The sequence below is a fragment of the Bacillus pinisoli genome (assembly GCF_023036475.1).
Taxonomy (GTDB): Bacteria; Bacillota; Bacilli; order Bacillales; family SA4; genus Bacillus_BS; species Bacillus_BS pinisoli.
Window position 1 is genome coordinate 227,628 of record NZ_JAJQKI010000002.1, and the last position, 16,152, is coordinate 243,779.

At 36.8% G+C, this 16,152-nt stretch carries 14 protein-coding genes; all 14 read right to left on the minus strand.

Going from position 1 to position 16,152, the window contains the following annotated elements; all coding sequences use genetic code 11:
* Positions 1 to 154: 154 nt before the first annotated feature.
* The 14 genes from LT143_RS03570 to LT143_RS03635 all read right to left on the minus strand — a co-directional run bounded on the left by LT143_RS03570 (position 155) and on the right by LT143_RS03635 (position 16,095).
* Complete coding sequence (locus LT143_RS03570) at positions 155 to 1,246, minus strand: BMP family lipoprotein (protein ID WP_246939771.1); 1,092 nt, start codon at positions 1,244 to 1,246, stop codon at positions 155 to 157.
* Between the two features lie 180 nt (positions 1,247 to 1,426).
* Positions 1,427 to 2,149, minus strand: a complete 723-nt coding sequence (locus LT143_RS03575) for a GntR family transcriptional regulator (RefSeq protein WP_246939773.1) — start codon at positions 2,147 to 2,149, stop codon at positions 1,427 to 1,429.
* Positions 2,150 to 2,396: 247 nt separating this feature from the next.
* Positions 2,397 to 4,721 (minus strand): FtsK/SpoIIIE family DNA translocase, encoded by a 2,325-nt coding sequence (locus LT143_RS03580; protein WP_246939776.1) that lies wholly within the window; start codon positions 4,719 to 4,721, stop codon positions 2,397 to 2,399.
* A 220-nt stretch (positions 4,722 to 4,941) separates the two neighbouring features.
* A complete protein-coding gene (locus LT143_RS03585; RefSeq protein ID WP_246939779.1) occupies positions 4,942 to 5,169 on the minus strand; it encodes a YlzJ-like family protein in 228 nt (75 codons plus the stop codon).
* Positions 5,166 to 5,912, minus strand: a complete 747-nt coding sequence (locus tag LT143_RS03590; RefSeq protein ID WP_246940374.1) for a ClpP family protease — start codon at positions 5,910 to 5,912, stop codon at positions 5,166 to 5,168. The genes LT143_RS03585 and LT143_RS03590 overlap by 4 nt, the downstream gene beginning before the upstream one ends.
* A 349-nt stretch (positions 5,913 to 6,261) precedes the next feature.
* Positions 6,262 to 7,917 (minus strand): ribonuclease J, encoded by a 1,656-nt coding sequence (locus LT143_RS03595; RefSeq protein ID WP_246939782.1) that lies wholly within the window; start codon positions 7,915 to 7,917, stop codon positions 6,262 to 6,264.
* 295 nt (positions 7,918 to 8,212) lie between these two features.
* A complete protein-coding gene (dapA, locus tag LT143_RS03600) occupies positions 8,213 to 9,082 on the minus strand; it encodes a 4-hydroxy-tetrahydrodipicolinate synthase (protein ID WP_246939785.1) in 870 nt (289 codons plus the stop codon).
* A gap of 20 nt (positions 9,083 to 9,102) precedes the next feature.
* On the minus strand, positions 9,103 to 10,332 hold the full coding sequence (gene dapG / locus LT143_RS03605; protein ID WP_246939788.1) for an aspartate kinase: 1,230 nt from the start codon (positions 10,330 to 10,332) through the stop codon (positions 9,103 to 9,105).
* 58 nt (positions 10,333 to 10,390) lie between these two features.
* On the minus strand, positions 10,391 to 11,434 hold the full coding sequence (asd, locus tag LT143_RS03610) for an aspartate-semialdehyde dehydrogenase (RefSeq protein WP_246939793.1): 1,044 nt from the start codon (positions 11,432 to 11,434) through the stop codon (positions 10,391 to 10,393).
* A 129-nt stretch (positions 11,435 to 11,563) separates the two neighbouring features.
* On the minus strand, positions 11,564 to 12,166 hold the full coding sequence (gene dpaB / locus LT143_RS03615; protein WP_246939796.1) for a dipicolinate synthase subunit B: 603 nt from the start codon (positions 12,164 to 12,166) through the stop codon (positions 11,564 to 11,566).
* Entirely contained in the window at positions 12,166 to 13,065 is a 900-nt protein-coding gene (gene dpaA, locus LT143_RS03620; RefSeq protein ID WP_246939799.1) for a dipicolinic acid synthetase subunit A, read from the minus strand. Before dpaA ends, dpaB begins: the two co-directional genes overlap by 1 nt.
* 230 nt (positions 13,066 to 13,295) lie before the next feature.
* Positions 13,296 to 13,556 (minus strand): YlmC/YmxH family sporulation protein, encoded by a 261-nt coding sequence (locus LT143_RS03625; RefSeq protein ID WP_246939803.1) that lies wholly within the window; start codon positions 13,554 to 13,556, stop codon positions 13,296 to 13,298.
* 100 nt (positions 13,557 to 13,656) lie between these two features.
* A complete protein-coding gene (locus LT143_RS03630; protein ID WP_246939806.1) occupies positions 13,657 to 14,895 on the minus strand; it encodes a M16 family metallopeptidase in 1,239 nt (412 codons plus the stop codon).
* A gap of 216 nt (positions 14,896 to 15,111) precedes the next feature.
* On the minus strand, positions 15,112 to 16,095 hold the full coding sequence (locus LT143_RS03635) for a polysaccharide deacetylase family protein (RefSeq protein ID WP_246939810.1): 984 nt from the start codon (positions 16,093 to 16,095) through the stop codon (positions 15,112 to 15,114).
* Positions 16,096 to 16,152: the final 57 nt, after the last annotated feature.

A 16,152-nucleotide genomic window follows, 5' to 3' on the forward strand; every position in this document is an offset into this window, starting at 1 on the left:
ATCGAGGATAGCTTTATTAACATTTTTAAGGACGCGATATGTCAAATTTTTTGGGGGTAAAACTTTCACTTACGAATTTTCTGAAAAGAAAAGATTCTTCATAATATAGAAAAGAGACGGAAGCGACCCGTCTCTGTTGTTTCCTTGTCCTTAATTACTTAAGTAAATCTCCTTGCTCAGCGGAGACAGTAACTTCACCTGATTTAATTTTTTCAACTACTTCATTTGTTTGAGTTACAGTTTCTTCACTAAGGTTTGGATTTTCTGTTGGAATACCAACACCATTGTTTGTAACATCAAATGTTAATGTTTCTCCACCTTTGAAGTTACCATCAAGCTCTGCTTGAATCATATCAAAAGCTACTTGACCTAAATTTTTCATAGCAGATGTAAGAATAACTGATGTCTTTCCATCTTCTAGTAAACCGTCAGCATACTGGTCAACATCGACTCCAACGATATAAACTTTGTCTCCAGCTTCAGCACGAGTCTTCGCTTCATTGATCGCTCCAACCCCTACTCCACCAGCCGCTGTAAAGATTACATCCACACCGCTGTCAAACATTTGAGCAGCAATTTGTCCACCCGCTGCTACGTTATCAAAACTTCCTTGATAAATTACGTTTTCAGCTTTGATGCTAACATTTGTGCCTAAGTTTTCGTTAGCATATTTAACACCTTGTTGGAATCCCCAGTTGAACTTTTGTACCGCAGGAATTTCCATTCCACCGATAAATCCTGCTTCAGCTTCTTTTAATTCTAGTGCAGTAGCAACACCAGCGATAAAGCCTGATTCATGCTCTGCGAAGAAAATTGAAACTGTATTTTCTTTAATTGTTACATTGTAGTCACCAGCATGTGGTGCTCCATCAATGATGACAAACTTTGCATCAGGATATTTATCTTGAGCCTGGAATACAGCGGTTTCAAACTTGAAACCAGGTGTTACAATAAATTTGAAATCAGCATCGTATAGGTTTCCGATTTCTTTTAAGTAGTCTGCTTCAGTTGTACCAGCAGGCTTTAAGTACTTTTCAGTAATTCCAAGTTCTTTAGCAGCTTTTTCAATACCTTCCCACGTACCTTGGTTAAATGATTTGTCATCAATCGTTCCGGCATCGGTAACCATACCAACTTTCATGCCATCACCTGTTCCTTCTCCACCTTCAGCATTGTCGCCAGTACCACAAGCAGCTAACATACTAATTAGTGAGAAGACTAGTAAAAATAATAAACCTTTCTTCATCATTGTACCCCCAATATTTAATATATTTGTTAATAATATTAACAACAGACATATTATAGCTTTTCCGGCTATTTTTGACAAAACAAATTTTAGGAGCATAAATATTAAGTAGTCCTACGTTTACTAGCATACTCAAGAATCTATAATTTATTAGAGCTGTTTTCGTATAAATGAGCCTTATTAAATGCGCTTCCTTATGACATGAAAACTAAATTGATCTGCTCTGAAATAATTGAGAGAAAATAACACTGGTTGTTCATGTTGATTAAAGTGCATTTGTTTTAAGAGTAGTAATGCCGTTTCAGGTTCACAATTTAAGATAGGTGAAATTTTTTCATGGTATCCTAACGGTTCTATATAAACCACAGCATGAGAAATATAATGCCCTGATCTCTCAAGAAGCATAAAAAGGGATTCTTCATTATGAGAGTATCCATCTGGGAGAAATTCAGTTGGTATTTTATCAATACAATAGACGACAGGTTCACCATCTGCAGTACGTACGCGTTCCACTAAGAGAATCTCATCATCTAATGAACATCTAAATCTCCTTACATCTTCTTCAGTTGGACCTTGTTCATTTGAGGACATATAGATAGTGCCTGGAGTTTTACCAGCCTGTTTAATCATATTTGTAACACTGTTAAGCTGTTCAATTCCTGAAGAAAATAAGGGTTTTGGATTTACAAAGGTTCCAACACCATGTCTTCTAACCACTACGTTTTCCTCTTCTAAAATTCGAAGAGCTTCTCTAAGAGTTGCTCTACTAACACCTAATTGCTTGGCTAAATCAAATTCAGAGGGAAGTTTTTCGCGCTCTTTATAGATTCCTTTATCAATATCACTTTTTACTCGATCAATAACCTGTAAATACAAATGACGGTTATCGGATTTAATGGTCATAACCCGCCTCCCATATTCATCTGATCAAGACATACTACATAGATGTCTGATGTCTAACAACTTTTTTATTAATTTGCTACCAACCGTCAATAATATACCATTTATTAAAATAGAAATAAATAGTAATTCGTTATTTTTATGTCGAAAATTGGAGAATAATTTTAGAGATACTAAAGTTTGGTACTTATTAAAGAAGCAAATAAACTAAAAAAGAGGAAGCACATGGCTTCCAACTTTTATAGATCCTCTATGAAGTTGCTTCTTCACTGTTTTGAGAGACTAACACCTCTCTTGGCTTACTTCCTTCATAAGGTCCTACAATACCACGAGCCTCCATAGCATCTATTAATCTCGCTGCACGGGTATAGCCAACTCTAAATCTTCTTTGAAGCATTGATACTGAAGCTGTTTGCATTTCTATAACTAATTGAACAGCATCATCGTATAGATCATCATCTATCTCATTTTGAGAAGATGTAACTTCCGTTGGAATCATATCTTCTTGATACTGTGCCTTTTGTTGTCTAATGACGAAGTCTACAACTTCTTCTACTTCTTGATCAGAAAGGAATGCTCCCTGGACACGCACTGGCTTAGACATACCTGCAGGAAGGAATAGCATATCGCCTTTTCCTAATAATTTCTCTGCCCCCCCCATATCTAAAATAGTACGAGAATCTGTTTGGGAGGAAACACTAAATGCAATTCTTGAAGGTATATTTGCTTTAATCACGCCTGTAATGACATCTACTGAAGGCCTCTGTGTAGCAATTATAAGATGAATACCAGCCGCTCTGGCCATTTGAGCTAATCTTGTAATGGCATCCTCAACATCTGAAGAAGCTACCATCATTAAGTCAGCAAGCTCGTCCACAATTACAACTATAAAAGGAAGTAAAGGTTGCTTTTCTGCTTCCTCCGAATTTTGCCTCTTGATAAACTCATTATATCCCTCGATATTTCTAGTTCCTGTATGAGAGAATAATTCATATCTTCTTTCCATTTCAGAAACTACTTTTTTTAGTGCCTGTGAGGCTTTGCGTGCATCTGTAACCACTGGTGCAAGCAAATGCGGAATACCGTTATACACATTTAATTCTACCATTTTGGGATCAATCATCATCATCTTCACTTCATGAGGTTTTGTTCTCATTAATATACTAGTGATGATTCCGTTGATGCACACACTCTTTCCACTTCCGGTTGCTCCAGCTACTAGTAAATGCGGCATTTTATTTAATTCTGAAACAACTGCCTCACCTGAGATATCTCTTCCTAATCCAATGAGAAGTTTCGCATCTTTATTACTAGTATGAGGTGAATCTATTACTTCTCGTAGTGTTACCATTGAAACTTCTTCATTAGGGACCTCTATCCCAATTGCTGATTTTCCAGGAATCGGTGCTTCAATTCTTATATCCTTAGCAGCTAATGCTAACGCTAAATCGTCACTTAGATTTACGATTTTACTTACTTTTACACCCACATCAGGATACACTTCATATTTTGTCACAGCAGGACCTAAATGAACTTTTTTAACACGAGCCTTTACACCAAAACTTTCAAAGGTCCTTTCCAGCTTTCGGATATTTACACGGATTAATTCATTGTCTTGGCCGGTCGTCTGATTTTTTGGTAAAGCGAGTAATTCATATGGTGGTAGCTGATAATCTGGATTTTCTTCTTCCGTAAAGGTGAGCTTAGGAGCCTCTACTTCTTCTTCCTGTTTCTTCGGTTCATTTTTTATAGGTTCCATTGTTTCTGCAGTCGAGGTCTTGATTGATTGGTCTTGGAAGTTTGAAATAATCGGCTGAATGATTGCATCTTCATCCTCATCCTTACCAATTATTTCTATACTCTCATCCTCTACTCTTGGTATCTTTGTTTCTTTTTGTTTTTTTGTTTTTGCCTTTTTTGTACTTTTCCCTATACTTGTAATCGTTGCTTTAACGTCGGAAATAAAACCTAAAAATTGTTCCTTTAGGAATTGGACTATAGGTTGAAGTATCTTTCCAGAAACATCTTTAATTGACTTCCCTGTTAAAAGGATGCCTCCAATTACTATGAATAACACAGCTATTAGTTCAGTTCCTTGTGCCGCAAATAGAACATGAAATAACGCAAATAAAAGGGCGCCAATCATTCCTCCACCCAAATCGTGTGTAGCCGTTTTTTCGGCTAATTCCTGCTTAAATAATTCAAATGTATTAAGAATAACTGATGGTTCACTGAAAACTCCATCTTTTACAATTGCATCAAACAAGTTTACGTGACTGAATAGTAAAAGTGCAGCAATAATAAAATAAAGGCCAATTAGTCTACGGTGAAATAAATATGGATTTTGCCTTTTCCATATATAATAAATAGACAGACATAGAAACCCTAGTAGGAGTATAATATACCATTCACCTAGAAAGAATCGAGTGAAAGCAGTTAAGCTCTTCCCAACCATTCCAAGACCTGATATTCCAATACAGGTTAAGGCGAAAAGAGTTAAACCGATTAACTCGAATTTTAATGTGTCCTTCCACTCCTGTTTTTTTCTCTTCTGTCTTTGTTTCTGCTTTGCCATTGTTACACCTCAGATTTTTCTATATATGTCTATTATAAAGACAAGTTTTCCATAGTTACAATGTTTCTTTCTATTTTACAGACACTTTAGTTCAACTTAGTAGGATTTTACTAGTAGTATTTCGTTTAATTCAAGCGGTAAAACACGCTATATAAAAATAGCAATTAAATCATTTCTTACTAACTCTAAACTTATAAAAAAAAGAGCTTTAGGATAGCTCCTAAGCTCTAATCATATCTTGACTAAGTGCAATCATTGTACCAGGACAGTACTCCTCTGAAAGGTAGTGCTCTGGGTCTGTACTTAGCAAACGAATAATACGGTACTGGTCCTCACTCTTTTCAACCATCATGGAAACACCATTCATTTCTATCACTTTTTGATTAACGTATTGCTTTTCATCAGTGGGAAAGATATATTCTTCTGGCATTATTGTATATAAACTCACTGAATCATCTTCCCTTCTTGGTTAAACGTTGATCGTTCTTCAATAAGTTTATTTAACTTAGCTATAGCCTTTCCTATTCCCCCCACCTCATTAATGAGGCCATATTTTACTGCATCTTCACCAACCACGTTAGTCCCGATATCTCTTGTTAGATTTCCTTTTGAAAGCATTAGCTCTTTAAATCGATCTTCTGTTATGTTGGAATTCTTTGTGACAAATCTAATAACACGGTCTTGCATTTTATCCAGATATTCAAATGTTTGCGGTACCCCAATGACAAGTCCCGTCAGTCTGACTGGATGAATTGTCATTGTGGCAGTTTCTGCGATGAATGAGTAATCAGTCGAAACTGCTATTGGCACCCCAATGGAATGTCCGCCACCTAACACAACCGAAACTGTTGGCTTGGATAAAGATGAGATCATCTCTGATATAGCGAGCCCTGCCTCTACGTCTCCTCCTACTGTATTTAAAATAATAAGTAACCCCTCAATTTTAGGATTTTGCTCAATTGCTACAAGCTGAGGTATTAGGTGTTCATATTTTGTTGTTTTGTTTTGAGGTGGAAGCTGAACATGACCCTCAATTTGCCCGATAATAGTTAAACAATGAATTTTAGATTCATTTCCCATTTGAGGCACATTTGTTTGTCCAAGTTGTTGTATTTTATCTAAGAGACCCTCTTTTGGATCTTCCTTTTTCTCTGTTTCTTGTTCTTGATTGGTAAACCCTTGATTCTCCATAGACATGGAAGTTCCCCTTTCACTTTGTATGATACCCTTAGTATGAACTGACAACATGTTTTCATTCGACAAGTTAAAAGAAGAATAAAAAATAAATCTCAAAAATGAACAAAAGGCTCAAACTCCCCGTTATAGCCTCAAGCATAGCAAATGTTCCTTTGACCGAGGAAAAAGTGTCGTTCTTTATCTTTCGAGGGGCTGGGAGCTGTATCTAGATTGAAATGCACTAACAACAAGTTATCCACAGATGAAAGTTTAAAATTTCCAAAACAAAAAACCTACTTGCTTTCATTGAGCAAGTAGGTTTTTTTGTGGTAGTAATTACCGTAGTTCTAGCTTTAACCCGATATTATGCTTCCATAATGATTGGGAGTATCATTGGGCGGCGTTTGGTCTTCTCATATAAAAATTGATTTAGAGCGTCTCTTATACTAACTTTAATTGATGACCAATCCATATCTTGATCTCGGATACACTTTTCAACAATATCTTTTACTATGCCTGTCGCATCTTCTAGAAGCTTCTCTGATTCTCTTACATAGACAAAGCCCCTTGAGATAATCTCTGGACCTGCTAAAAGATGATTACGATCTTTACTTAAGGTGACAACAACTACTAGAATTCCGTCCTGAGATAATAAACGTCGATCTCTTAAAACAATATTTCCTACATCCCCTACTCCCAGGCCATCAATTAAAACATTTCCCGTATTAATTTTGAAGCCATAGGAAGCCGTATTCTTACTAAATTCAATGACTTCTCCTTTGTCAACAAGGAAAATACGATCTTCTGTCATACCTAAGGATTTCGCTACCTTCGCATGAGCATTTTGCATTCGATATTCGCCATGGATAGGAATTAAATACCTTGGATTCATAAGGTTTAACATTAATTTGATATCTTCTTGATGACCATGACCTGAAACATGGAGTTTTTTGTCATACACAACTTTAACTCCTGCACGGTATAACAAGTCAATTGATCTAGCGATACTAATTTCAGTTGCTGGTGTTGGAGCTGCTGCCACTATAACAGTGTCTCCGCTCTTTAATTGTACTTGTTTATGTGATCCTTTTGCTAATCGAGAAAGTGCACTCACTGGCTCGCCCTGATACCCTGATACAACTAGGACAACCTCATCATCTGCTAGTTTTGTGCGATCATTCCAAGAAGCATGCATTTCTTCTGGAATTTCTAAATAACCAAGCTCTTTAGCAATCTCAACAGAGTCATGCAACTGCTTTCCAACAAAGATGATTTTTCTTTTTGATTCTCTTGCAACTTCAACAATTTGCTGAATACGTTGGATATTGGTTGCATATGTAACAATAATGATTCGATTATTCTCTTGGTAGAATGCTTCGCTCAGAAATAATCCAACCTGATGTTCAGAACCAGAATACCCCGGCTTTTCAGCATTTATACTAGCTGACAATAAGCATAAGACACCTCTTCTACCAGCCTGTGCCATCTTTTCTAGATCTGCCCCATAAAGTCCTATGGAGGTTTGATCAAACTTGTAATCTCCAGTGCAAACAATTGCTCCTTGAGCTGTATCAAATATTATTCCAATAGAATCTGGGATATTGTGTGTAGTTCTAAAAAAAGAAACTCTTATTTCATTAAAATTTAGGGTTTGATGCTGATTCACCTCAACAAGTGAATAAGATTGATCACTTTTTAATTCTTGCTTAACTAATGCTAACGTAAACTTTGTACCGTATACGGGAACATTTAGCTTTTTTAATATGTAAGGTAAACCACCAATTTGTTCGGCATGGCCATGTGTTAGAAAAATCCCCTTAACCTTGTCCTTATTTTCTATTAAATAAGAGATATCAGGAATTACTGCGTCAATTCCAAACATCTCATCAGCTGGCACCATTAAACCCGCTTCTATTATAAAAATTTGGTTATTTGTTTCAATTACATACATATTCTTGCCGATTTCGCCGACTCCCCCAAGGGCAAATACTTTAATTTTGTCTATATCTTTCGTAGCCAATGTAAAATCCTCCTGTGTCCATAAAAAAATAGCCCCGTACCTCTTGCCATATCAACATTATAACTTATGCAAGAATTGGAATACAAGAGAATTATAGGGAGTTTTGAGTGCATTCAGACATCAACAACTCCTAGAAGTCTACTGTATATAATAAAAAAAATCAGCCTCGGGGCTGATTTTTTTGTGCTCTATTCTCACACTTTGTTGCTTATCAAGATTTAACATGCAGTAACTTGTCGTTCCTTTGTGCTACCATTTTAGAATTAAATTCAATCCATACGAATAGAGCTTTTCTTTATAGCGTGTTTAACGTATTCGTTAAAGTGATTCTTTCTTGATCTGTTAAAGGTACTAGTGGTAATCTAACTGAACCGACATCCAACCCTTTTAATTGTAAAGCTGTTTTTACTGGAGTTGGACTCGGAGCCTGGAATAACGCCTTCATAATTGGCAATAGCTTTTGGTGCTGTTTAGCTGCAGCTTTGTAATCACCTGATTGGAAGCTTTCAATCATCTGCTGCATTTCCGTACCTATTACATGAGAGGCAACAGATACTATTCCTTTTCCACCGATAGATAAGACCGGAATTGTCAGCCCGTCGTCACCACTGTAAAGTACAAAGTCTTCAGGAGTTGAAGCAATGATGTCTGTCATCAAATCTAAGTCACCACTTGCTTCTTTAACAGCAACAATGTTATCAATTTCAGCCAATCTCGTGATTGTTTCTACTGACATATTGACAACAGAACGTCCTGGAATATTGTAAAGCATAACTGGTAGTGAAGTAGATTGAGCAATTGTCTTAAAATGTTGATATAATCCTTCTTGATTTGGTTTATTATAGTAAGGTGCGACTAGCATTACAGCGTCTACGCCTGCTTCTTCTGCCTTTTTAGTTAACTCAATTGATTGACGAGTGTTATTACTTCCTGTTCCTGCGATTACTGGAACTCTTCCATTTACAACACTAACGACATGTTTAAATAGAGCCACTTTCTCCTCACTTGTTAGCGTAGGAGATTCTCCAGTTGTCCCAGCTATTACAAGGGAATCTGTACCATTGTTAATTAGATAGTTCACTAACTGAGTCGTTTTTGCAAAGTCAATATTGCCTTTACTGTCGAACGGGGTAACCATTGCTGTTGAAACTCTTCCAAAATCCATGCGATTCTTCCTCCTTAAACCTAAATCTCTACTTCGCTATCAGCAAGTTGAAAAGCTTCATGTAGTGAGTTTACTGCTAATACTAAATCTTCTTCTTTTACAAGAACCCATATGGTTGTATTACTGTCCGCTGATTGCAGTATTTGTATCCCATTTTCTGATAGGGCTGTTACAATCTTAGATGTAACTCCAGGGACACCACTCATACCTGCTCCAACTGCAGAAACCTTTGCACAATTTCTAGTGACAACAGGTTCATACCCAAGTTCCTCCAGAATTCCAATCGCACGATCTGTATTGTCGCCAGATACGGTGTAAACAACACTCGTTGGTGTTATATTAAAGAAATCTACACTTATTTCAGCACTTGCCATTGCTTTAAATACTTCTTTCTGGGTATTATAATGTCCTTCTTTTGAAATCACTCTTATTTGAGAAACATCCGAAACGTGAGCTATACCAGTAATGACTCTTTCTTTAAAGTCTGTTCCTTTTTTTGCATTACCTAGAGTTGTCACAAGTGTTCCTGTCGTATTTGTATAAGTGGAACGTACTCTTATTGGTATCTTCCCATGCATGGCAATTTCCACAGCTCTAGGATGGATAACCTTTGCCCCCTGATATGCCATATTACAAATTTCAGTATACGTAACTATATCAAGTGGTCTAGCATTCTCTACGATTCTTGGATCCGCCGTCATGACACCTTCCACATCTGTAAAAATGTCAATCCACTCTGCGTTCAAGGCTACTCCTAGTGCAGAAGCAGATGTATCGCTTCCACCCCTTCCTAGAGTAGTTACATCCCCATTTTTGGAGATCCCTTGAAAACCAGCGACTACAACTACGTCATACTCTTTTAGCATTTCAAGCAGGTCATTACATTGCATATCAATAATCTTTGCATTTTGATGGTCATTATTTGTGCGAAACCCGGCTTTTGCTCCTGTAATGGCAGCCGCATTAACACCTCTATTTCGTAACATGTTCGAGAAAACAATAGAAGAGATTGTCTCACCACATGACAATAATAAATCGTACTCTCGTTTACTGATGTTTCCTTTTGTCCCATTTACTAAGTCAAGTAATGTATCTGTTGCATAGGGATCACCATTTCTCCCCATCGCAGATACAACTGCTACTACTTTATAGTCTGAAGATAATGCCTCTTGAACATGCCTAATTGCATGTTCTCTACTTTCTTCTGTTTTTACAGAAGTTCCACCGAATTTCTGTACAATTATTTTCATGTTGCCACCCCATTTATCATGTTAGAGGCAAAAAGGGAGCAAATCCCCCTTTTTTGACTTATTTAACTATTTCTAATTTAATTAGACTCTCTGCAATCTGAACTGAATTCCATGCAGCACCTTTTAATAAATTATCAGATACAATCCACATATGGAATCCTTTATCATCTGATAAGTCCTTACGTATTCTACCTACAAACACGTCATTTTGTCCTACACAGTGTGCTGGCATTGGATAAACCTGTTCGTTAGGATTATCTTGTAAAGTCACTCCAGGTGCGTTAGCAAGTAGTGACTGAATATCGCTCGCTGTTACGCCTTCTTTTTCCACTTCGATAAATACACTCTCTGAATGTCCAGTGGCAACAGGTAGTCTAACACATGTTGCAGCGACCTGAAGCTCATCCATACTCATAATCTTTTTTGTTTCATTAATCATCTTCATCTCTTCAAAAGTAAAACCATTATCTTGGAACTTATCTATTTGTGGAATTGCATTAAACGCAATTTGGTATTTCTTTTCATCTGAACCTACGGGTAAAATTTGAGGAGTAAATTCTTCTCCTGCCAAGATTGACTTTGTTTGATTCATCATCTCTTCAACAGCTGCTGCGCCAGCTCCAGAAACAGCCTGATAAGTTGATACTATAACTTTCTTTAATCCATACGCCTGACGGATTGGCTCTAGAGCAACAACCATTTGAATGGTTGAACAGTTGGGATTAGCAATAATTCCATTATGATCAAATAATGCCTTTTCATTTACTTCTGGAACTACTAGAGGCGTATTTTCCTCCATACGGAATGCACTCGTATTATCAACTACAATAGCACCTCTTTTTACTGCTTCAGGAGCCAATAATTTTGAAACAGAGCCTCCTGCACTAAATAATGCTATTTGAACACCTTCAAAGCTTTCCGGTGTAGCTTCTTGAACTGTAATTTCTTCTCCCTTAAACACTACCTTTTTTCCAGCTGATCTTTTAGAAGATAATAATGTCAGCTTTGAAATAGGAAAGTCTCGATCTTCTAATGTTTTGAGCATTTGTACACCTACAGCGCCAGTTGCTCCGACAACAGCTACATGAAAACCTTTAACCATATTTATATAATCCCCTTCCACTATTAACAAAAGATATAATGACAAGCAAAGGAAGGAGAAAATGTTATCTTCTCCTTCAATTAATACCTTTTATTGTATCATAACTACATACAATAGAAGAATATATTTCTACTTCTCGTCTAAAAATCTCTCGATGACAACAGGTTGTAGCTGCTTGCCTTCAATAGCTGCAACCACGGTATCTACTAAAGATCCCATTCTCGCTACCATGGAGTTTGGCTTCTTTACTGGGTCATCTTGACCAAAAGGGATGAAATAAATATTTTTTGTTGCCATAAGTCTCATAAGGTTTACACCATTTAAGCCTAATGCATCGTTTGTGGAAATACCAAGAACAACTGGTTTTTGGTTCCTTAGTGTAGCTTTCGCCGCCATTAATACAGGTGAGTCTGTCATGGCATTAGCAAATTTACTCATTGAATTTCCTGTTAGAGGAGACACGACCATGCAATCTAAAGGGATTTTCGGACCAAGTGGTTCTGCTTTCACTATTGAATCTATGAGTTGATTACCTGTAATCTCTTCTAGCTTCTTTACCCATTCGTCTCCGTCACCAAATCTAGTATTCGTTAATCTAACTGTATTCGTGGCAACAGGAATTACTTCTGCACCAGCTTCCATTAGTTTCTCAATTTGTGGAACGACCGCATCATACGTACAATGAGAACCAGTTAAGCCAAAGCCAATTCTTTTACCTTTTAAAGATGTCATTATCCATTCCCCTTTCTGTCTAATACATCTTCCTTTAATAATTGTGATAATACATTAGCCACGATTTGACCTGCCGTTTTAGGTGCAACAATACCAGGTAATCCTGGTGCTAATAAAGCTTTTATTCCTCTTTTTTCTGCATAACGGAAATCAGTACCACCTGGCTTTGATGCTAAATCTATGATTAACGTGTGAGCTGGCATTTTAGAAATGACACTAGCAGTTACTATTTGATGGGGGACTGTATTGATACAAACATCAATATCTTGTACCTCGCTCTCAAGATCAGATAGTTGAAATGGCTGCATACCCATTTCAAAAATTCTTGCTAGATGCTCACTTTTTCTTGCACCCACCTTAACATTTGCTCCTAATGCAGAAAATGTTCTGGCAACACTCAACCCTACACGACCCATTCCTAAAATGATGACATTTGAATTATGAATAGTTATCTCTGTATGCTGAATGACCATCATGATGGTTCCTTCAACGGTAGGAATCGAGTTGTAGATAGCTACGTCATCTCGTTCAAATAACCTGACTAATTTTCTATTTGTTGTATCTACTAACTGATCAAGATAACTGTTACTTATGCCGGAATAAATGGTACAATGCTCAGGCGTTTTTGACATTAGCTCCGCAGTTAACACTACTTTTTCATTTGAAAAAATGGTATCTACTTCACCTTCACTATTCGTTCCAGCTACTGGCAGAACTATTGCATCAATTTCTGTGAAGTCTACTTCATCCATTTGTTCCTTTGAAGCACCAGTGAAGCCATGATCAAGCTGATCAAAGCCTATTAATGACAGCTTCGCATCTAAATCTGTCAGCTTTCGAATGACTTCTAGCTGTCTTGCATCTCCTCCAATTATTGCTATATGCAATCCAGTTAACATGGTTTTCATTCACCTTCTTTTTGTAATCTGGCAAGGCAATGTTATAAAACTAGTGCCCAACGATTCTGTTACTTTACTTCAACATCTTATGTAAGAAGGGTTTATTAGGTGAATGAATTATGTTTCTGTAAAGTAGCTGTTTTTTGCTATCATTTATATCCAGTCAGCTTTTTTAACCTTACCAAAAGAAAAAAGTGCCTTAAGCAATAGCTACTTAAGACACTTTGGGGCTATTTTCTATTCATATAAGGTGGTTCTTCATGAATGTCTATGATGATCATGTCTGCTCCAATTTTCTTAATATGATGCCACGGAACTTTAATTTCGGCCCCCTGCCTTTTAAAACCAAACCATTTCATTGTTGGAATAATAAAGGCTTTAATATGACCTGTTGTTTCATCGATCTCTAAATCTGTTTGGCCGAGAACCCCCAGTCGCTCCGCCCGTTTTAAATCCACGATTTCTTTTCCGCTTAGCTCACTTAGCCTCACTCTGCTCACATCCTTTACATTGGACTATCCTTTTTACATATTTATCATAAATTCATAAAAAAAATGCCTATAAGTCAAAACTTACAGACATTTGTTGTATTTATTGAAGCATATCAGGCAGTTTTCCATCAGGACTTACTAATGACACACATGGTTCTGAGCTAAAGATTGTTCTAGCAAGTTGATTAACTGAATCCTCTGAAACGCCATTGACCAATTGTAGAATTTCATCTAAGCTTCTGTGTCTTCTTAATAGGAGTTCATTCTTCCCATTACGACTCATACGACTATTCGTACTTTCTAAACTAAGCATTAGACTACCCTTCATTTGCTCTTTACTATTAGCCAACTCTTTAGATGTAATTCCTTTATCCATTAACGTAGTAAGTGTTTGTTGAATTGTTTCATATAAGAGGTTTAACTGTTGGCTCCCAGTTCCTCCATAAATCGTTAACATCCCATTGTCTTTAAAGGAGGAATGGTAGGAGTAAACTGAATAGGCCAGACCTCTTTGTTCCCGAACTTCTTGAAAAAGTCTACTACTCATACTTCCTCCAAGTATATTATTCAGGACAATTAGACTGTAAATTTTTTCGTGACCGACTGGTAAGCCATTATATCCTAGACATAAATGAGCTTGTTCCGTTTCCTTCTTTCTAGCGAGCCTTTCCGCATGAAAACTAGGTACAGTTGTTTCTTCTTGACTTTTTCCTGTTTCATAGCTGCCAAAGTACTGTTCTACTACCTTAATAAAACGTTCATCTATATTACCAGCAATTGAAACAACCACATTTTCGGGTGTATAGGTTTCTTTCATGTAATTACGTAAAGTATCACCATTAAAAGTAGAAAGAGTCTCTTCTGTCCCAAGGATTGGATATCCTAATGCATGCTCTTTGTATGCAGCTCGACTAAGTAAGTCATGAACGATATCATCTGGAGTATCCTCGTACATTTTTATTTCTTCATATACCACATTTTTTTCTTTCTTTAACTCTTCTTCATCAAAGGTTGAATTAAAAAACATGTCTGCAAGCACTTCTAATGCATAGTTGGCATGCTCATCTAGCACCTTAGCATAGTAACAGGTATACTCTTTTGATGTAAAAGCATTTACTTGACCGCCAATGCTATCGAATGATTCTGCAATTTCACGCGCCGATCGTGTGTTAGTACCTTTAAAAAACATATGTTCTAAAAAGTGGGAGACTCCATTATTTTCTGGTATTTCATTTCTAGAACCGGTGCCAATCCAGACACCAATTGCTACAGATCTAACAGTAGGAATATTTTCAAGTACGATACGAACTCCGTTATTACATGTATATTTCTTTATCAAAATCTTTCCTCCTAGGGTAGGATTTCTCCTAAATGTCCATTGTTTAGGCTCTTTTCTAAAACTTTGTTGCTTTCTAGCCTATTTCATCTGAAGTTAAACTCAATTTTATCAATAAATTTCCGTATTTATGATTAGAAAAGAGCTACTGTCTAGATGAAAAGCAAATAACATTAAACTAGTATTGAAAGCAACAATCTATACGAAAAGAGCCATTGTTTATTGTTGTCCCTGCGATGTAGGTGGAAGATCTACTCTTTTTTCACTCAATAGATTTGTCACATGACCAATCTTCAAATTTTTCTCTTTAATTCGTAAAATGAGTGAATCTAAAGATTTTGCAGTAGAATCTGTTGGATGCATCAAAATCAACGCCCCTGGATGTACTTTATTCATGACTCTTTCTATTAATGTCTCAGGTGTAGGCTTTTGCCAATCGATTGTGTCAACACTCCACATAATTGTGCCCATCTCAAGTTCAGAGGCAATCGTAACAACTTCTTGTCGATAGCTACCACTTGGAGGAGCAAACCATTTTGGTTTAATACCTGTCGTTGCCTCTATAACGTTCTGAGTAGAAACGAGTTGTTCTCTGACAAGTGAAGCAGTCATTGTCTTTAAATTAGGATGGTTATAGGAGTGATTCCCCACTTCATGCCCCGCATCCACAATCATTTTGGCTAGTTCAGGATTTTCTTTAACCCAACGTCCTTCAAGAAAAAATGTCGCATATACTTTATGCTTTTTCAACGTTTCTAGCATAGTAGGAATATATTCATTCCCCCACGCAACATTTATCAAGAAGGAGACCATTTTCTTTTCTGGATGACCTCTATAAATTGGTTCTGGAGGCAGATCAGATAAATGTACTGACGGTGGAATCTCCTTATACACTAATTTCTTTGGATCAAATATTCCATCCTTTTTCATGTTTTCATAAGAAGCTTCTACATCTACTTCTAAACCATTGTATCCAGGAGTTGCTTTCCATACTTTATCCACTACAGCATCTTGAGGACTTTTCTCATAATTTTCTCTGTTCTCTTGGATTTCTTCATATAATGAATCCACTTGTTTAGAAACCGTCATTGTTGGTTCCTTTAGTTCAGATAAATAATCAGTTGTATAAGGATTTTGTACCAATCCTAAGGTTAATAATAAAATTGAAGAAAATGTAAATAACTGCAAAGTTAATCTTTTCATGTTTAACATCCCCCTTGTAATTAAAAGTATGTAAAAGGGGGACAAGGTAGAACAAAA